General features: G+C 67.1%; 18 protein-coding genes and 1 tRNA gene. 8 read left to right on the top strand and 11 right to left on the bottom strand.

The annotated features are described in order from the left end of the window. Nucleotides 1–153: 153 nt before the first annotated feature. The 3 genes from upp (at nt 154) to BM228_RS09840 (ending at nt 2,633) form a co-directional block, all read left to right on the top strand. Nucleotides 154–789, top strand: a complete 636-nt coding sequence (gene upp, locus BM228_RS09850; protein ID WP_092039434.1) for a uracil phosphoribosyltransferase — start codon at nt 154–156, stop codon at nt 787–789. 361 nt (nt 790–1,150) lie between these two features. Continuing rightward, the gene (locus BM228_RS09845; protein ID WP_092039432.1) at nt 1,151–2,164 is read left to right on the top strand and encodes an NAD(P)H-quinone oxidoreductase; all 1,014 of its coding nucleotides are present in this window, start codon (nt 1,151–1,153) and stop codon (nt 2,162–2,164) included. A 163-nt stretch (nt 2,165–2,327) separates the two neighbouring features. Then, nucleotides 2,328–2,633, top strand: coding sequence for a hypothetical protein (locus BM228_RS09840; protein ID WP_092039431.1), 306 nt, complete (start codon nt 2,328–2,330; stop codon nt 2,631–2,633). A gap of 62 nt (nt 2,634–2,695) precedes the next feature. Here BM228_RS09840 and BM228_RS09835 read toward each other — a convergent pair whose 3' ends face one another. From BM228_RS09835 to BM228_RS09785, 11 genes are all read right to left on the bottom strand, one after another. Next, the gene (locus BM228_RS09835; RefSeq protein ID WP_092039429.1) at nt 2,696–3,577 is read right to left on the bottom strand and encodes a 3-hydroxybutyryl-CoA dehydrogenase; all 882 of its coding nucleotides are present in this window, start codon (nt 3,575–3,577) and stop codon (nt 2,696–2,698) included. Nucleotides 3,578–3,767: 190 nt separating this feature from the next. After that, the gene (locus BM228_RS09830) at nt 3,768–4,721 is read right to left on the bottom strand and encodes an electron transfer flavoprotein subunit alpha/FixB family protein (RefSeq protein WP_092039427.1); all 954 of its coding nucleotides are present in this window, start codon (nt 4,719–4,721) and stop codon (nt 3,768–3,770) included. Between the two features lie 73 nt (nt 4,722–4,794). Beyond that, entirely contained in the window at nt 4,795–5,544 is a 750-nt protein-coding gene (locus BM228_RS09825; protein ID WP_092039425.1) for an electron transfer flavoprotein subunit beta/FixA family protein, read from the bottom strand. Between the two features lie 369 nt (nt 5,545–5,913). After that, nucleotides 5,914–6,486 (bottom strand): cob(I)yrinic acid a,c-diamide adenosyltransferase, encoded by a 573-nt coding sequence (locus BM228_RS09820; protein WP_092039423.1) that lies wholly within the window; start codon nt 6,484–6,486, stop codon nt 5,914–5,916. A gap of 91 nt (nt 6,487–6,577) precedes the next feature. Continuing rightward, nucleotides 6,578–7,204 carry an acyloxyacyl hydrolase gene (locus BM228_RS09815; protein WP_092039421.1) on the bottom strand — a complete coding sequence of 209 codons (627 nt, stop codon included), beginning with the start codon at nt 7,202–7,204 and terminating at the stop codon, nt 6,578–6,580. 166 nt (nt 7,205–7,370) lie between these two features. Continuing rightward, nucleotides 7,371–7,556, bottom strand: a complete 186-nt coding sequence (locus BM228_RS09810) for a twin transmembrane helix small protein (RefSeq protein ID WP_092039419.1) — start codon at nt 7,554–7,556, stop codon at nt 7,371–7,373. Between the two features lie 143 nt (nt 7,557–7,699). After that, the gene (locus BM228_RS09805) at nt 7,700–10,363 is read right to left on the bottom strand and encodes a TIGR02302 family protein (RefSeq protein WP_092039417.1); all 2,664 of its coding nucleotides are present in this window, start codon (nt 10,361–10,363) and stop codon (nt 7,700–7,702) included. A 124-nt stretch (nt 10,364–10,487) separates the two neighbouring features. After that, a complete protein-coding gene (locus BM228_RS33720) occupies nt 10,488–11,264 on the bottom strand; it encodes a class I SAM-dependent methyltransferase (RefSeq protein ID WP_139234070.1) in 777 nt (258 codons plus the stop codon). 162 nt (nt 11,265–11,426) lie between these two features. Continuing rightward, nucleotides 11,427–12,635 carry a polyhydroxyalkanoate depolymerase gene (locus tag BM228_RS09795; protein ID WP_092039514.1) on the bottom strand — a complete coding sequence of 403 codons (1,209 nt, stop codon included), beginning with the start codon at nt 12,633–12,635 and terminating at the stop codon, nt 11,427–11,429. 258 nt (nt 12,636–12,893) lie between these two features. Continuing rightward, the gene (locus BM228_RS09790; protein ID WP_092039413.1) at nt 12,894–13,139 is read right to left on the bottom strand and encodes a hypothetical protein; all 246 of its coding nucleotides are present in this window, start codon (nt 13,137–13,139) and stop codon (nt 12,894–12,896) included. Between the two features lie 161 nt (nt 13,140–13,300). After that, nucleotides 13,301–13,510, bottom strand: coding sequence for a hypothetical protein (locus BM228_RS09785; RefSeq protein WP_092039411.1), 210 nt, complete (start codon nt 13,508–13,510; stop codon nt 13,301–13,303). A 372-nt stretch (nt 13,511–13,882) separates the two neighbouring features. Here BM228_RS09785 and BM228_RS09780 point away from each other — a divergent pair, with 372 nt between their 5' ends. From BM228_RS09780 to BM228_RS09760, 5 genes are all read left to right on the top strand, one after another. Continuing rightward, nucleotides 13,883–14,536, top strand: coding sequence for a Maf-like protein (locus BM228_RS09780; RefSeq protein WP_092039409.1), 654 nt, complete (start codon nt 13,883–13,885; stop codon nt 14,534–14,536). Beyond that, nucleotides 14,533–14,730, top strand: a complete 198-nt coding sequence (locus BM228_RS09775; RefSeq protein WP_092039407.1) for a DNA gyrase inhibitor YacG — start codon at nt 14,533–14,535, stop codon at nt 14,728–14,730. The genes BM228_RS09780 and BM228_RS09775 overlap by 4 nt, the downstream gene beginning before the upstream one ends. A gap of 106 nt (nt 14,731–14,836) precedes the next feature. After that, a tRNA-Phe gene (locus BM228_RS09770) sits at nt 14,837–14,912 on the top strand. Between the two features lie 508 nt (nt 14,913–15,420). Then, complete coding sequence (locus BM228_RS09765; RefSeq protein WP_092039405.1) at nt 15,421–16,470, top strand: ketopantoate reductase family protein; 1,050 nt, start codon at nt 15,421–15,423, stop codon at nt 16,468–16,470. Nucleotides 16,471–16,599: 129 nt separating this feature from the next. Continuing rightward, complete coding sequence (locus BM228_RS09760) at nt 16,600–16,815, top strand: hypothetical protein (protein ID WP_092039404.1); 216 nt, start codon at nt 16,600–16,602, stop codon at nt 16,813–16,815. Nucleotides 16,816–16,926 lie beyond the last annotated feature (111 nt).

Here is a 16,926-nt window from a genome sequence, read left to right as displayed (position 1 = left end):
CCTCCCGATCGCGCCGCCGCGAGCGATGGCCCCTGACGGCGTCGGCCTTGTCCCCGGTCCATACCGATCTGAATACGCCTATTCGGACCGAGTCACGTTGCGCCCCGGCGCAGGCTCCGGCATTCCTGCCCCTTCGAAAGAGAGGGACGAGCGATGCCGACAAGTCGGGTCACGGTGGTCGATCACCCTCTGGTGCAGCACAAGCTGACCTATCTGCGGGACAAGAACCGGTCGACCAAGGGTTTTCGCCAGATCCTGAACGAGATCGGCATGCTGCTGGCCTATGAGGTGACGCGGGACCTGCCGCTGGAGCCGGTCACCATCGAGACGCCGATCCAGCCGATGGAAGGCCGGCAGATCCAGGGCAAGAAACTGGTCTTCGCCCCGATTCTGCGGGCCGGGGTCGGCTTCCTCGACGGCATGCTGTCGCTGGTCCCTTCGGCGCGGGTCGCCCATGTCGGGCTCTACCGCGATCCCGAGACGCTCGACGCGGTCGAGTACTACTTCAAGGCGCCATCGGATCTCGCCGACCGGACCGTGCTGGTGCTCGATCCGATGCTCGCCACGGCGAATTCCGCCATCGCGGCCCTGGACCGGCTAAAGGCCCGGGGCGCGTCGGATCTGCGCTTCGTCTGCCTCCTGGCCGCCCCGGAAGGGCTCGCTAAGTTCCAGGCCGCGCATCCGGACGTGCCGATCTGGACCGCGGCCATCGACAGCCATCTGAACGATCACGGCTACATCGTGCCGGGCCTCGGCGATGCCGGAGACCGGATGTACGGCACACGATAATCCGCGGTCAGCGCCTGTCCGTCGCGTCTTATGGGCCTCAATCAGAGATGATCGCGGCAGCGACCCGCGAAAGATTCCCGTAGATGTATCGGCGATCCCGGGAGGTGGGCTTCGAGGCCAGGCGCTCTTCGATCGTCCGGGGCTTCAGGATGAAGGACGTGATGGGCATCCATCCCTCGGAACCGTCTTCCTAATACGATCGCGCAGCCAACAGGCTCTCGGCCTGGGCCCGATCGTGAAGGCGTTGAGACGGGCCGTTCCGCCGGAACCGTGCTTGCCAAGCGCCTCCGTTGCCCCAAGGTGAGCCAAACCGCGCTTCGTGAGCGCGGCCCGGAAACACCCACGCGTTGAGGAATCTTCGATGGCCAGCTCCGCCCTGCCCGAAACCATGCGCCGGATCCATTTCACGGGTCCGGGCGGACCGGAGGTGATTGCGGTCGAGACCGCGCCGCTGCCGAGCCCGGGGCCGGGACAGGTGCTGATCGAGGTGGTCGCTGCCGGGGTGAACCGGCCGGACGTGATGCAGCGCGCCGGCCTGTATCCGCCGCCGCCCGGCGCCACCGAAATCCCGGGCCTCGAGGTCGCCGGCCGCATCGCCGCGCTCGGGGAGGGGGTCGACGGCCTCTCGATCGGCGAGGAGGTCTGCGCGCTGGTGATCAGCGGCGGCTACGCCGAGTTCGCCGTCGCCGAGGCGTCCCATTGTCTGCCCCGCCCGAAGGCGCTGTCGCTGGTCGACGCGGCCGGGCTGCCGGAGACCTTCTTCACGGTCTATTCCAACGTCGTGCAGCGCGGCCGGCTCGCCAAGGGCGAGCATTTTCTGGTGCATGGCGGGTCGAGCGGCATCGGCGCCACCGCGATCCAGATCGCCAAGCATGTCGGGGCTGAGGTGTTCGCCACCGCGGGCTCGGCCGAGAAGTGCAAATTCTGCGAAGAGCTCGGGGCCGATGCGGCGATCGACTACAAGCAGGCCGACTTCGCTGAGGAGATCAAACGCCTGACCGACGGGCGCGGCGTCGACGTCATTCTCGACATGATCGGCGCGAGCTACCTCGCCCGCAATCTCAGGTCTCTGGCCCCAGATGGCCGCCTCGTGATGATCGCCCTGATGGGCGGCTACAAGGTCGATGGCCTGAACATCACCCCGATCATGCGCAACCGCCTGACCTTCACGGGCTCGACCCTGCGGCCTCGCCCGAAGGCCGACAAGGCCGCCATCGCCGAGGGGCTGCGCAAGGATGTCTGGCCGGAGCTGGAGGCCGGGCGCATCCGGTCGGTTACGCACGCCACCTTCCCGCTGGAGCAGGCGCAGAAGGCCCATGAGCTGATGGAATCGAGCGCCCATCTCGGCAAGATCCTGCTCACCACCGGCCGCTAGAGGCTTCGATCTGGCGCGTTCGCTTGCGCCCGAACCGGCATCCCTGTCGGCGGCGAGCGCGCTAACCTCAGCGATTGCTAGGAACCCGTCTTGGCGACGCCGCGTTGGCGGCCGGTAACGAAATCGTGTCGCGCGCGTCGCGTTCGGGTGGGAGGAACTGGATATGGCCGAGAAACTGAACCCGCAGGATGGCCGGCAGGGCGAGCGCGGCAAGCCCGTGCTCTGGGTCCTAGTCGCCAGCCTCGTCCTGCTGGCGATCGCCACGGTTGGCCTGCTGACCTGGAACGGCGCCAATGCGCCGAAGGATTACGCCAGCCAGAGCCAGGACGCGTCGCGCCGCGAAGTGACCGGCTCGGTCAACGGCCAGTCCGGCGGCGCCGCGCCGTCGAACAGCAATGGGGTCCCGGGCGGCAACCCGTCCTACCCGCAGCCGGCCCAGCCCAACGCGAACGGCGGCACGGCCAAGTGATGTTTTGATGTGTGGGGCGGCGCCGCGCGCCGTCCCCGTCGTCAACCCGAAGCGACGAACCGTCAGCGGGTCGGGATCGGCGTCGGCCCGCGATAGTCGTAAAACCCGCGCTTGGCCTTCCGGCCGAGCCAGCCGGCTTCGACATACTTCACCAGAAGCGGGCAGGGCCGATATTTCGAATCAGCGAGCCCTTCGTACAGCACCTGCATCACCGACAGGCAGGTATCCAGCCCGATGAAATCGGCGAGCTGGAGCGGCCCCATCGGGTGATTGGCACCGAGCTTCATGGCGGTGTCGATCGACTCGACCGATCCGACGCCCTCGTAGAGCGTGTAGATCGCCTCGTTGATCATCGGCAGCAGGATCCGATTGACAATGAAGGCCGGGAAATCCTCCGACATCGTCGAGATCTTGCCGAGCTTGGCGATGAACGCCTTGGCCGATTCGTAGGTCGAGTCCTCGGTGGCGATGCCGCGGATCAGCTCCACGAGCTGCATCACCGGCACCGGGTTCATGAAGTGGATGCCGATGAACCGCTCCGGCCGGTCGGTGGCCGCGGCGAGGCGGGTGATCGAGATCGACGAGGTGTTGGTCGCCACGATCGCGTCCGGGCGGAGCGAGGCGCAGAGGCTGGAGAAGATCTCGCGCTTGGTCGCCTCGTTCTCGGTGGCGGCCTCGATGACGAGATCGCTCGGCCCGAGATCGGCGAAGCTGTGGGCGGCCTTGATGCGGCCCCGGATCTCCCGACTCTCGCCCTCGCCGAGGGTGCCCTTCGAGACGAGGCGCGCGAGACCGCCGTCGATCGACCCCAGGCCGTTCTCGAGGCGGGTCGGATCCCGGTCGTTCAGCAGCACGTCGAGACCGGCGGTGGCGCAGACCTGCGCGATGCCGCTCCCCATCTGGCCCGCGCCGATGATGCCGACCCGCTTGATCTCCATGTCCATCTGTCGACCTGTGCCCCCATACGGACGTTGCTGCGCGACTGCCCAAGGGGGTGGACTGCGCCAACGCCGCGGCCCGCGCGAAGACGGGCCGTCCCAGACTTCTAGACCATTCTTGTTCGCAGAAGGAACCCGCGGATACCCGCGTGGCGACAATGCTCGCCCGGTGAACCCGGCCGGGCGAGCAAGGCTGCTACTGACCCTTCGCCTTCCCGATCTCGGATTGCAGGTCCGGCACGACCTGGAACAGGTCGCCGACCAGGCCGTAATCGGCGACCTGGAAGATCGGTGCGTCCTCGTCCTTGTTGATGGCGACGATGACCTTCGAATCCTTCATCCCGGCGAGGTGCTGGATCGCCCCGGAGATGCCCACAGCGACGTAGAGGTCCGGCGCCACGACCTTGCCGGTCTGGCCGACCTGCCAGTCGTTCGGCGCGTAGCCGGCATCCACCGCCGCGCGCGAGGCGCCAACCGCGGCGCCCAGCGCATCCGCCAGCGGCTCGATCAGCGCATGGAATTTCTCCGAGGAGCCGAGCGAGCGACCGCCCGACACGATGATCCGGGCCGAGGCCAGTTCCGGCCGGTCAGACTTGGCGATCTCCTCGCCCTTGAAGGTCGAGCCGCCGGCCTCCGGCGCCGCCGCGGAAACCGGCTCGACGGGGGCTGCGGTGCCGCCCTCTTCGGCTGCCTTGAACGCCGCCGTGCGGACCGTGATCACGGTCTTGCCGGCGGGGATCTGCACGGTCTGGATGGCGTTGCCGGCGTAGATCGGCCGCTCGAACGTGTCGGGCGCGACGACCTTGATGATGTCCGAGACCTGCGCGACGTCGAGCAGGGCGGCCACGCGCGGCAGCACGTTCTTGCCCGTGGTCGAGGCCGAGGCGATGATGATGTCGTAGGGCTCGGCGATCGACGCGATCAGCGCCGCCACCGGCTCGGCGAGGTCGTGATCGTAGACCGCGTCCTCCGAATTCAGGACCTTCTCGACACCGTCGAGCTTGCCCGCCGCCTCAGCCACCGCCTTCGAATTGCTGCCCAGCACGAGGGCATGGACCGGCGCGCCGATACCCTTGGCGGCGGTCAGCGCCTTCAGGGTGCCGTCCTTGATCTGCCCGTTGCCGTGCTCGACGAAGAGGAGAGTGGTCATGTGCGCGTGAACCTCGGTTGCGGCTGGCCGCGCTCGACCGTCTCGACGGGAACGCGGCCCAGCTCAAAAAGAATCAGATGACGCCGGCTTCGACCTTGAGCTTCTGCACGAGTTCGGCCGCGGACCCGACCTTGACGCCGGCGGAGCGTCCCGGCGGCTCGGCGGTCTTCAGAACCTTGAGCCGCGGGGTCACGTCGACGCCCAGACCCTCGGGGTTCAACTCCTCAAGCGGCTTCTTCTTGGCCTTCATGATGTTGGGCAAGCTCGCATAGCGCGGCTCGTTCAGGCGCAGGTCGGTGGTGACGATCGCCGGGAGCTTGAGGCTCACGGTCTGGAGACCGCCATCGACCTCGCGGGTCACGTCGAGGCTGCCCTCGGAGGCTTCGATCTTGTACGCGAAGGTGCCCTGCGGCCAGCCGAGCAGCGCGCCCAGCATCTGGCCGGTCTGGTTCGAGTCGTCGTCGATCGCCTGTTTGCCGAGGATCACCAGCTGGGGCGATTCCTTCTCGACGACGGCCTTCAGGAGCTTGGCTACCGCCAGCGGCTCGCAATTCACGTCGGTCTTGACCAGAATTGCCCGGTCGGCGCCCATGGCGAGGGCGGTGCGCAGGGTTTCCTGCGCCTGCTGCGGGCCGATCGAGACGGCCACGATCTCGGTGACGGTGCCCTTCTCCTTCAGACGGATCGCCTCCTCGACGGCGATCTCGTCGAAGGGGTTCATCGACATCTTGACGTTGGCGAGCTCGACCCCGGAGCCATCGGCTTTCACGCGAATCTTGACGTTGTAGTCCACCACCCGCTTGACGGGCACCAGCACCTTCATGGCGGTCTCGATCCTTCCCCGGAATTTTTGTCGTCGTCTCCAGTCGGTCCGCAGGCGCTGGAAGCGCCAGAACCGAGGCTACGCAAGGCGGCCGGACCGTAACGGCCACATTTCCGCCTTGTCAACGCGGGGCGATGGCTCGGCGGGGCTGAGGTTGGGATCTACGGATCGACGGGACCGCCGGGCCAATGCTTCGTCGGCTCGTCCGCATCACCAGATGGCGGGGCCAGCCATTCTCTCGCTTTTCGCTTCCTCGGCCGGAATGCAAGGACGAAGGCCGCACCGATGGCCAAGGTACCGATGGCGATCCCGAGGACGATTTGAGCCCATTGAGGCATATCGTCTCCCGGATTCCCGACCGACTCCGCCTCAGCGATTGGCGCCCGGCACCCACAGCACATCGTCGGCTCCGTCCGCGTTCGCAGTGCGGCTCGCCACGAACAAGAAATCCGAGAGGCGGTTCAGATACTGGATCGCCTCGGGCGAGACGGCCTCGCCCTCCCGGTCGGCGAGGTTCACCGCCAGCCGCTCGGCGCGCCGGCAGACGGTGCGGGCGAGGTGCAGCGCCGCCGAGGCCGGCGAGCCGCCGGGCAGCACGAAGGATTTCAGCGGCGGGATGGTCGCGTTCAGGGCGTCGATGTCGCGCTCCAGCCGCTCGACCTGGCTGGCGACGATTCGCAGCGGCTCGTAGGGGAGGGGCTCCGGGCTCGGCGGGGTGGCGAGGTCGGCGCCCAGATCGAACAGGTCGTTCTGGATCGCCCCGAGCATCGCGTCGAGGTTTCCTTCGGTGTGCAGACGGACCATGCCGATGCAGGCATTGGTCTCGTCGACGGTGCCGTAGGTCTCGACCCGCAGGTCCGCCTTGGATCGGCGCTGACCATCCGCCAGCGCGGTGGTGCCCTTGTCGCCGGTGCGTGTGTAGATCCGGTTGAGCTTGACCAAGGTACCCGCGCCCCGAAGCGCTCGCCCCGTCGGCGAGTCCGTGAGCGCTAGGGCGTAGAGCCGTTCCGGCGGCGGCGCAATCAGCCGAAACTTAGAACGTGTAGCCGATCTTGCCGCCGAAATTGGTCAGGCCGCGGTTGTTCGCGCAGAGACCGGCATTCGACATGTGCTCGACGGTCGCCATGACGCTCCAGTGCTCGGTCAGGCGGTAGCCCAAAGCCGCGGCCTCGCGGAACATCGGCGAGCAGCCCAGGGTGTTGAAGCCGTAGGGCGTCTGCGCCTTGGGGCCGGTATAGCCGTTATGCGCAACGCCGCCGAAGAAGCCGTCCAGGAAGACGCGCCGGCCGAAGGTCTCGGGGAAGATTTCGACGGTCCAGGTGGCGCCGATATAGGCGTAGCTGGTCCGGCCGCCGGTGTTGTAGCTGCCGCCTACCGTCGGGCGCGGCACGAAGGCCTGCCAGAACGGATCCGGGCTGATCTGCGGCTTGGCGAACAGGATCTCGCCGTTGACGTTCGCCTTGCTGAAGCCCGGGAGCTTGCCTTCCGCGCTGCCGGGATCCTGCACCGCGCCGCCGATCCGCACTTCCGAGACGATGCTGAGCGGCTGGGCCGGCGCAGCGTAGGCTGCCGGCAGCGGGGGCGCATCGGCCGCGAAGGCCGGCAGGATCGCCGCACCCGTGATGAGGCTGACGGTGCAGATACGGAAGGCGGCAATCATGGGGCTCGGCCGGTTAGGCTTGGCGAACTAGCTCTACCGAGCGTAGCACGAGCCCCGCTCAGGCCCGCGGCCAATTCATCCCGGTCTCCCGCGAAAGCCGCGCGGTGCGGCGGCTCGGTCACACTGCTGGGTCGATGCGTGCCAGGGTTGCCGATTCACGCGGCGCTCAGGCGGAGCGCCACCAGACGACGCCCATGATGATCAGGATCGCCACGAACTGAAGCAGCACACGCAGGCGCATCAGCTTCTGCGAGAGGTTGGCGCTGCCGCCCCGCATCATGTTGGCGAGGCCGAACAGCAGCACCACGGCGACCGCCGCGCAGGCGACGAAGACGAGCAGATTGGACGACATGCGGGCGGGAATCCGAATCCGGCGGGCACCGGGATCCGGCGCGCCGCCGCTTGGCGAGACGATGGGCGTTCGACGCGCCGTCAGGGATCGCCGGTTCGGCGCCTAGGGGCGTGTCATGAGACGGAGATAGGGCACGCCCCCATTTAATTGCGCCGGAGCAGGCGCTCGAAATAGTCGAGTTCCTCCCGCGGTCGGGTGGGATCGCCGAGCTTCCGCCGCAACTCCTCCATGATGCGGCGAGCGCGCTGGACGGCCGACTCGTCGGCGGTCGGGACCCGGACGCGCCCGTCGCTCATATCGCGGCCCTTGGTCGGGCGGCCGAGCGGGTCATCGTCGCGGGCGCCGGCCTGGCCCTGCTGGCCGGGCTGCTGCCCGCCCTCTTGCTGGCCTTCGCCCTGGCCCTCGGCGATTTCCTGCATCTGCTGCGCCATGCCCTCGGCGCCCTTCTTAAGCCCTTCGAGCGCGCGGCCCTGGGCGTCGACCGCCTCGTCGGCATCGCCCTGCTTCAGGGCGTTCTCGGCCTCGCGCATGGCGTCCTCGGCGTCGGAGAGACCCTGTTCCCCCCGCATGCCGTTCTCTTTCATGCGCTGCTCGAGATCCTCCAGCCGCTGGCGGAGGGCCTGCTGGCGATCGCCGACACTGCCCTGCTGTCCCTGTTGGCCTTCGCCCTGCTGCCCCTGACCTTGCTGGCCCTGTCCTTGTTGTCCCTGGCCTTGCTGACCTTGGCCCTGCTTGCCCTGCCCCTGCTGCGGCTTGCCCTGCTGGCCGCCCCTGCCTTGCTGGCCCTGCTGCTGCTGGCCGCGATTCGACGGGCGCTGGCTGCCCCGGGGCTCCTGGCCATCCTTGAAGGTCTCGTCGCGCAGGCCCTGCTGCTCGCGCGCCATGGCATCGAGGTCGCGCATCTGCTTCTGCATCTCGCGGTTGGCCTGGTCGGACTTCCCGCCCTTCTCCGCGGTCTGCAGGTTTTCCAGGATGTTGCGCAGCTGCTCCATCAGGCGTTGCGCCTCGGCGGTGTCGCCGCGCTTCATGGCCTCGGCCATGTCTTGGATCATCTTGTCGAGATCCTCGGGCGTGACCGTCTTGGATTGCTGGTTGTTCTGGCTCTTCTCGCCCGGATCGCGCGGCTGGCGGCTCTGCTTCTCGGCCATCTGTGACAGGAACTTGTCGAGCGCCTGCTTCAGGTCCTGCGTCAGACGCTTGATCTCGTCGTCCGGCGCGTTGCGCTCGATCGCCTCCTTCAGCCGGTCCTGGGCCTGCCGCAGCTGCTTCTCGGCGTCAGACAGATCGCCGTCCTCGATCTTGAGGGCCATCTCCCAGAGGAGATCGGCCACGTCGATCAGGTCGGCATCGGTCTTGGCCTTGCGCAGGCGCTCCGTCGCAGTCTTGAGGCCGAGGAAGATCGGCGGCTGCGGCGTGAACATGGTGGGGGCGACCAGGAGCGCATCGAGGGCGCCCTGGACCCAGAGCCGGTCGGTATCGGGCGCGGTCACGAGGCGGCGGCGATCCTCGGCGAGCGCGCGCGCCAGCGGATCCCGGAACGGCCGGGCCGGCAAGGTGATCTCGGCGGCCGGGGTCCGACCTTCCTGGCCGGCCTCGTCCTTGACGACGATCTGGTAGCGCACCCGCGCCCCCGACCACGGGCTGTCGGTCAGATCGACCAAGGTCTTGGTATCGGTCTCGCCCGAGGCGTCGCCGGGCAGCGCCAGGCTGATCCGCGGAATCGGCGCCAGGGAGCGGCCGGCTTTCAGCGGCTCGATCACGCCCTCGGCGGAGCTGATCCCGTAATCATCCTTGGCCCGGTAGGTGAGGTTGAAGGTACCGCGGCCGTTCACCTCGGGGCCGCCCACGGCGGTCACCTCGGGCGGCTTGTCGGGGATCGCCTCGACGGTCAGGCGCTGGCGCCCGGCCGGGGTGACGATCACCAGCTCGGCGCCGCCGACGATCCGGTAGCGCTCTTCGCGCAGGTCCGGCCGCTCCTCCTGCCCGGGGATCGGAGACAACCCGGCATTCGGCGTCAGCGTCGTGTTCGCTGCCGCCCGGCCCTGGCCGGCGATCCGCACGATCAGCTGCGCGTTGAACGGCGCCCGCAGGTGCTGGTCGCTGCCATCCATGGCGATGAGGAGCGGCGGCAGCCGCGTGTAGAGCGGCGGATCGATCCAGCCGTCGACGCGGAAATTCGGGCCCGGGGCGACCGGCTCGTGCCAGTCGAACGCGGCGCCGATCCGCTCGCGCCATTCGGGACCGGCCACGAACAGGCTGGCCACCGCGGCGACCACCATGCCAGCACGCAGGGCGTAGGGGTCGCGCCGGGTCATGCCGGGGCGCGGCAATCCGACCTTGAAAGCGGCGACCGCCTGGGCGGCCCGTCGCTGATGCAGCGCCCAGAGGGTGCGGCTGCCCGGATCGCCGGCGCCGACCGCCAGGGAATCCTGTGCCGCCGAGGCCGGCCCGTGACGGAGCGCCGGATCACGCGAAGCCGCTTCCCGGTCCAGCCGGGCCAGGGCGACCCGGCGATCCGGCCGCGCGAGATGCACGAGGGGCAGGAGCGCCGCGATCAGCAGGAGGGCCAGGATTGCGAGGCCGATCTGGCGCCAGAGCGGGGCGAGATCGAGCCACAGGCCGACCCAGGACAGGGCCAGGAATAGCAGGAGGACGCCGAGCCCGCGCCAGAGCACCGGCCAAGCCTGCTCCCACAGGGACGCCGCCCGCGCCTGAGCCACGAGCCGGTCGAGCCGCGCGGCGGCTGCCTGTCCCGTGTCGGTGCCGGTCGTGCCGGCGCTTCTGCCGAAGCCGTCCCTGTCGATCACGCCGACCGTTCCGCCTCACGCCTGAGGATCTATTTGCGGTGCCCGGGGAGATCCGAACTCCGATATCCAGAGGCTAGCATGGTGGGCCGCGCCGGTCGGCGGGTCAAATCGGCGCGACCGCGGGCTACGAAGCCGCCTTGGTGGCCACAAGCATGTTGCCGCAGGCCAGCTCGGAAAAAGCATCCGGCGGAAGCGCGTTCAGGAACTTCCACCACAGCGGGTCTTGCTGATCCATCGAGACCAAGTCACTGACCTTCATCTGCGCGAACTCGTGGCGCAGTTGCGGGTCTTTGAGGTGGTGTGCGAAGCGCCCCAGAATCCACTGGATGGTGTAAGCGGCCGTCTGGTGGGCTCCCGTGAAAGCCAGATCGGTCTTGAACCCGTTGTCCTCGAAGAGGCTAACGAGACCTTCGCGCGTGGCATTGAAGAAATGCGACGGGTAGCCATGAACCGGCTGCAGAAACGGCCAGTCGATGAAGACTTGGCCGTTCGGCTTGAGCATGCGCGCTATCTCCTGCACGACCAGCCAGGGTTTACGCGTGTGTTCAAGAATAGCGAAACATCCAATGCCCGACAAAGTGCCCGATCGGATGGGATAGAGACAGTTCGGCTCGACAATCAGATCAGCAGAACGTGAAGGGTATACCTCAAGATAGAGACAGTTCTCGAAGGTGCGCTCCCGGTAACCGCACCCGAGGTCAAGGAATAATTCGTCAGGGCAAGCCCGGATAAGATTGTCGAACATTTCAACATTATGATTGGCGCTTTCGCTCGCGTAATCACTTAAATCAAAATGTCGAACTGTCGTAAATATCGGGAATGATCCGCTCGAATACTCATCGAATGGTGCCTGGAGGGCAGATTTAAAGCGATCGTATTTCTCTTTGCGCAAGTTGCGCATGACGACGCGTCCTCTTGTCGGAAGTCCTATGAAGGACCGAAGGGGCGTTGTTAGTCGTCGAAGACTGCTTCGAGCTTGCGTCGGTTCCGGCCGCCAAACTTCACTGATGCGGGGCCAAAAAACTTCGAAGGGCCGCGTTTCGGCTCCGTCTATGAACTCCAATCAGTTATGCGCCTGGATAAAATTCCGCACCTGCGGGTAGATCTGTGTCTCCCAGCGCTTGCCGGCGAATACGCCGTAATGGCCGACGCCGGCCTGGAGGTGGTGCGTCCGCATGTAGGGGGCGAGCCCGGTACAGAGGTCGTGGGCCGCCATGGTCTGGCCGGGGGCGCAGATGTCGTCGCGCTCGCCCTCGACGGTCATCAGCGCGGTGCGGCGGATCGATCGCAGGTCGATCGGCTCGCCGCGATAGCTCAGCTCGTTCTTGGCCAGGGTGTAATCCTGGAACACGGTCTTGACCGTCTCGAGGTAGAACTCCGCTGCCAGATCGAGGACGGCGAAATACTCGTCGTAGAAGGTCTCGATCGCCTCGGCCTTAGCCTCCTCGCCGTTGGCCATGTGCCAGAACAGGTCGCTATGGCCCTGGACGTGGCGCTTGGCGTTCATCGACATGAACGCCGAGACTTGCACGAAGCCCGGATAGACCTTCCGACCGGCGCCCTTGTGGCGGCTGGGAACCGTCGCGATCAGGTTCTTCTCGAACCATTCGATCGGCTTCGAGGTCGCGAGCTCGTTCACGCCAGTCGGGTTGATCCGGCAATCCACCGGCCCGGCCATCAGGGTCATGCTGCGCGGGGCCGCCGCGTCCTTGGCCTGCGCCATCGCAGCGGCGGCGACCAGCGCCTGCACGGCCGGCTGGCAGACCGCGACCACGTGCGAGCCCTCGCCCATGACCTGAAGGAAGTGGACGAGGTGGGCGACGTAATCGTCGAAGCCGAACCGGCCTTCCGAGAGGGGCACGTCCCGGGCGTTGTGCCAGTCCGTGATGTAGACGTCGTGGTCGGGCAGCATCGCGCGCACGGTGGCGCGCAGCAGTGTGGCGAAGTGGCCCGAGAGCGGCGCGACCATCAGCACCTTGGGCTGTTCGGTGTGGATGTCCTTCTTAAAATGCAGCAGCGTCCCGAACGGCGTGACCTCGACGGCCTCCTCGCTCACCGGCACGCTGCGGTTGCCGACGGTGACCGCCTCGATCCCGTAAGCCGGCCGCGCGAAGGTCAGGCCCGCGCGCATCATCATGCGGGCATTGGCCGACATCCAACGAGCCGGCTCGCTCCAGCTGATCCAGGGCGACCAGGCATCGTTCAACATTCGACCCCAGGCCCGGGTCTGGGCGGCGAGGTCTGTCTGAAGGTCGAACGCATCGTACAACATTGGGCGGGCACTCGCGGGCGCCCGGCCCGGCACGCGGGCGATCGGGACGGCAAACTTGGGCGGATGCCGGTATGGGAGATGCATCAGCATGGCCGAGGAGCATCGGGCCCCCGCCCTGAGCCTGCAACTGTCCAAAAGGCTGAGACCCACAGGAAAGCGCGGGCCGTGGCTTTGATGCACCAACTCTAAACTGTGGGGTCTGCGGGGCCGGACAGGGCCGTCAGCAAAACACCCTACCCGGGGGCAAGTCCGTCCGGCTTACGAGGCGCGGCGGATTATCGGGGCGGGCTCGGCCTCGGTCCGGCGGTGCTCGCAGGCGATCTTGAGGTAGCGGTCGCCACCGCCGGGCAGCCCCGCTTGAGCTGCCAGGGTCTGGGCGTGCATCAGGCACTCCATCGGCGTGTGGGCAGGCGAAACGATGATGTCGAGGGCGGTATCGCGGGAGCAATCCTGCGCCAGCAGGGTGCCGGCACAGACCAGGGCAACGGACAGCAATTCGGACATGACGGACCTCGGCTTCGATGGATCGAAAGGTCCGCGGGGTGCTCTGGCGTCCGAGCCACCGCGTTGTTGTTGCCTGGTCGTTTCCTCGCCTATTCCGAGATCCTGAAGCATGCGGCGTGCCAGCCGCGATGAATATTGCGAATCGATTGATTTCGCCGGGCTCAATCCCGCGTGGAAAGCCACTGGGTCTCCGGCTCGACGGCCGGGAGGAGGGCGGCGACGGCGTCGAGGTCGACGACGTAATGATCGGTGAGGGCCTGCCACATCTCTGCCGACGAGCTGACCTGGGGCCTCAGGCCATCGAGAGCCCGGGCGAGGAGCGCGGCGTTCACGAGCTTCGGGCGCGTCAGGAGCGGATCAGCGTTCAGCATCGGAATCGATCCCGTTTCGATGCTCGCACTCTCGCCGTGCTTTGGTTAATGGACGGTTACGGATCGGCGCGAAACCTTGTGGTCTTCTTAAGCCGACCTCATAAAGACTTGTTGGCCAAACAATTGTCGGTTGAGCGGAGACCTCGACTGCGTCCCTCGCGAGAGACTCGTTGTGCGAGGGTTCATCCGTCCGGAAAGCCTCGTGCCGGCACGCCTCGACCGGTGCTGATCGGTCCGGTTCACAAGCCCGACCCCATCCCTTATCAGGCGGGGGAGATCGAGACGGCCCGGGCAGAACCGGGGAGGTTCCGCCCCTTCGCGCGATCATCCGCACCGCGGGGCGGGCTCGACCGAACGTGCGAGCGGAACATCATGGACGCCACACCTGAAGCGATCGGCGCGACACAGGGGCCGGCCACCCGGTTCGTGCTCGCCTCCGGCTCGCCGCGCCGCCTGGCGCTGCTGCAGCAGATCGGCATCGAGCCGGATTCGCTTCTGCCCGCCGATATCGACGAGACGCCCCGCAAGGCCGAGCCGCCGCGCGAACTGGCCCGTCGCCTCGCCCGCACCAAGCTCGCCGCTGCGGAGGACGCGCTGCATCACCAGGACCAGAAGGTGCCGACCTGGCTCCTCGCCGCCGACACCGTGGTGGCGGTGGGGCGCCGCGTCCTGCCCAAGGCCGAGGGGCCGGACGAGGCCGCCGATTGCCTGCGCCTCCTCTCCGGACGGCCGCACCGGGTCTTCACGGCGATCTGCCTGCTGTCGCCGAACGGAAGGCGGGAGCGGATCGTCGAGACCCGCGTGCGCTTCAAGCGCCTCTCCGGCCGCGACATCCAGGGCTATCTCGCTTCGGGCGAATGGCGCGGGAAGGCAGGCGGCTACGCAATCCAGGGCCTCGCCGGAGCCTTCGTGGTCAAGCTCGTCGGCTCGTACAGCGCCGTGGTCGGACTGCCGCTCTACGAGACCATGAGCCTGCTCGACGGCGAGGGCTATCCGGTCCGGGCCGCCTGGGGCAGCCTCGCATGATCGAGATTCCCATTCCGCGAGAGCGCCGCCCCGCCTGCCCGATCTGTCGGCGCCCCGAGACCGAGGAATTCCGCCCGTTCTGCTCGCAGCGCTGCGCCGATGTCGATCTCGGCCGCTGGCTGAACGAGCGCTACGCGATTCCCGAAGAACTCGATCCTGACGCGCCGCCTCCGGAGCCGGATCAGGAGAGCTAAAATTTTTCCGGCCCCGCCGTCACGCCGATGTCACGGCAAGGCTGGACAGGCCGGAAACTCCCCACTATACCCCGCGGCGTCCGAGGCGCACAGCGGCGCGGACGTCGCCCAGGTAGCTCAGTTGGTAGAGCATGCGACTGAAAATCGCAGTGTCGGTGGTTCGATTCCGCCCCTGGGCACCATCATCCCGCTGAGCGGTGGATGGTGCTTTTCTAATCTATCCACAACAGTTTTGAAATGTTCTGCCCGTGAAGGCCCTAGGCACGCGCCGGGCTGAGCCTGTGCTCCTGTCGGAACGCGCCTCGGGATAGAGATTCTTCAGGTCATCCGCTTCAGGATCGACGGATTGCGAACGGTTCGTCGGCTTGTGCCGGCACGGACGATGCCTGTCTGCGTAATGCTTGGATTATCACCGCTCACGACAGGCATCACCTGTAAGCGCCCACGCGTTACGAAACGCTTCTGATCGATCGGCAGTCCGCGCTGAAAGCGAGCGCGACCCATCGCTCATCAAAAATCCTGCTCACCGGCGCAGTCAAATTTTTTGGTATGCCAGCCGAGTGGCATCCCAGGACAAGCTTCGCTACGCTGCCGGTCACACCGCCGGAGCGGCCATGCGGAAAGCCAGAACCCGTACGCCATACGGGTTCGCCGCAGGACAAGACGAAGACGGACCTTGGGAGTCGAAGCATGCCCCGCAACATCCTGATCCTGGGGGCGTCGTACGGCTCTCTGCTGGCGACCAAACTTCTGATGGCCGGGCACAACGTGACCCTGGTCTGCCGCCGGAAGACCGCCGACCTGATCAACCGGGAGGGGACCGAGGTCCGCATCAAGCTGCGGGACGAGCCGAACCATCGCGCGATCCTGTCGCGCGACCTACCCGGCACCCTGGACGCCGCCCCGCCGGAGGATATCGACCCGTCGCGCTACGATCTGGTCGGCCTCGCCATGCAGGAGCCGCAATACAATAACCACACGATCCGGGTGCTGATGATCAAGATCGCGGCGGCGAAGCTGCCATGCCTGTCGATCATGAACATGCCGCCGCTGCCCTATCTCAAGCGGATCCCGGCGCTCGCCGCGATGGACCTCGAGGACGCCTACACCAATGCCGGCGTCTGGGACCGGTTCGAGCCTGGGCTGGTCTCACTCTGCTCGCCCGATCCGCAGGCCTTCCGTCCGCCGGACGAGGAGGCCAACGTGCTCCACGTCGGGCTGCCGACGAACTTCAAGGCCGCCACCTTCGCGGATGAGGCGCATAATCGGCTGCTGCGCGAGCTGGAGGCCGATATCGACGCCGTGCGCCTCGACGGCCAGGACGTGCCGGTGAAGCTCAAGGTGTTCGATTCGCTGTTCGTCCCGCTGGCGAAATGGTCGATGCTGCTCACCGGCAACTACCGCTGCATCACCCCGCAAGAGCCGCAATCGATCCGCGACGCGGTGCATGGCGACCTCGCCAAGTCCCGGGCCATCTACGAGCACGTGGACGGCATCGCCCGGCAACTCGGTGCCGACCCGCAGGATCAGGTCCCGTTCGAGAAATACGCTAAGGCCGCCGAGAGCCTGCTCAAGCCGTCCTCGGCCGCCCGGGCGGTGGCGAACGGCACGCCGTTCATCGAGCGCGTCGACCTGCTGGTGAAGCTGATTTCGCACCAGCTCGGCTCCCCCGATGCCGAGATCGATCGCACGGTCCAGATCGTCGACCGCAAGCTCGACGAGCGGGTGATCGAGGGCTGATCCATCGTCGCGCGCGGTGCCAGTCGCATTTCGCGCGCGCCGTCCGTGAATAGTTTGCCGGATATGGTTGTAGGCGGCCCCAGGCCCAGGTAGACGCGCCCGCTCGGAAGTGGGAGGCGAGGGGCGTGGATGGGCGATGACGTGGCCGCTCTCCTCCTGGCGCTGGCCACCGAGAATGCCGAGCTGCGTGCCCAGCTGGCCGCCGCCCAGGACATGCTGATGGAAACGGCGATCGATGCCGGCCATCTGCATGCTCGGATCGAGGCGGTCCAGGTCGAGCGCGATTCCTGGCGCGCGGAGGCGGAACGGTTGTCCCGGCCGAGCACCGGAACCGGCTCACGGTGACGCGATGGACTCTTGACGATCGCGAAACCCGCCCGACAGGCACATCGGCGCTGGTACTGGAGCGGAGCTCGGTCATAGCATCGGAGAGACCGGGCAGGCGCCACGCGTTAC

This window comes from Methylobacterium pseudosasicola, from assembly GCF_900114535.1.
Classification (GTDB): domain Bacteria; phylum Pseudomonadota; class Alphaproteobacteria; order Rhizobiales; family Beijerinckiaceae; genus Methylobacterium; species Methylobacterium pseudosasicola.
The sequence above is the reverse complement of the archived record's forward strand: the minus strand, read 5'-3'. Positions and strand labels throughout refer to the sequence as shown.

Excerpts from the sequence above, each read along its gene's own strand:
- BM228_RS09830 (WP_092039427.1), bottom strand. The coding sequence starts at position 4,721 with ATGACCACTCTCCTCTTCGTCGAGCACGGCAACGGGCAGATCAAGGAC.
- BM228_RS09795 (WP_092039514.1), bottom strand. The coding sequence starts at position 12,635 with ATGTTGTACGATGCGTTCGACCTTCAGACAGACCTCGCCGCCCAGACC.
- BM228_RS33720 (WP_139234070.1), bottom strand. The coding sequence starts at position 11,264 with ATGCGCAACTTGCGCAAAGAGAAATACGATCGCTTTAAATCTGCCCTC.
- BM228_RS09825 (WP_092039425.1), bottom strand. The coding sequence starts at position 5,544 with ATGAAGGTGCTGGTGCCCGTCAAGCGGGTGGTGGACTACAACGTCAAG.
- BM228_RS09760 (WP_092039404.1), top strand. The coding sequence starts at position 16,600 with ATGGGCGATGACGTGGCCGCTCTCCTCCTGGCGCTGGCCACCGAGAAT.
- BM228_RS09780 (WP_092039409.1), top strand. The coding sequence starts at position 13,883 with ATGGACGCCACACCTGAAGCGATCGGCGCGACACAGGGGCCGGCCACC.
- BM228_RS09835 (WP_092039429.1), bottom strand. The coding sequence starts at position 3,577 with ATGGACATGGAGATCAAGCGGGTCGGCATCATCGGCGCGGGCCAGATG.
- upp (WP_092039434.1), top strand. The coding sequence starts at position 154 with ATGCCGACAAGTCGGGTCACGGTGGTCGATCACCCTCTGGTGCAGCAC.
- BM228_RS09815 (WP_092039421.1), bottom strand. The coding sequence starts at position 7,204 with ATGATTGCCGCCTTCCGTATCTGCACCGTCAGCCTCATCACGGGTGCG.
- BM228_RS09810 (WP_092039419.1), bottom strand. The coding sequence starts at position 7,556 with ATGTCGTCCAATCTGCTCGTCTTCGTCGCCTGCGCGGCGGTCGCCGTG.
- BM228_RS09785 (WP_092039411.1), bottom strand. The coding sequence starts at position 13,510 with ATGCTGAACGCTGATCCGCTCCTGACGCGCCCGAAGCTCGTGAACGCC.
- BM228_RS09845 (WP_092039432.1), top strand. The coding sequence starts at position 1,151 with ATGGCCAGCTCCGCCCTGCCCGAAACCATGCGCCGGATCCATTTCACG.
- BM228_RS09840 (WP_092039431.1), top strand. The coding sequence starts at position 2,328 with ATGGCCGAGAAACTGAACCCGCAGGATGGCCGGCAGGGCGAGCGCGGC.
- BM228_RS09790 (WP_092039413.1), bottom strand. The coding sequence starts at position 13,139 with ATGTCCGAATTGCTGTCCGTTGCCCTGGTCTGTGCCGGCACCCTGCTG.
- BM228_RS09775 (WP_092039407.1), top strand. The coding sequence starts at position 14,533 with ATGATCGAGATTCCCATTCCGCGAGAGCGCCGCCCCGCCTGCCCGATC.
- BM228_RS09765 (WP_092039405.1), top strand. The coding sequence starts at position 15,421 with ATGCCCCGCAACATCCTGATCCTGGGGGCGTCGTACGGCTCTCTGCTG.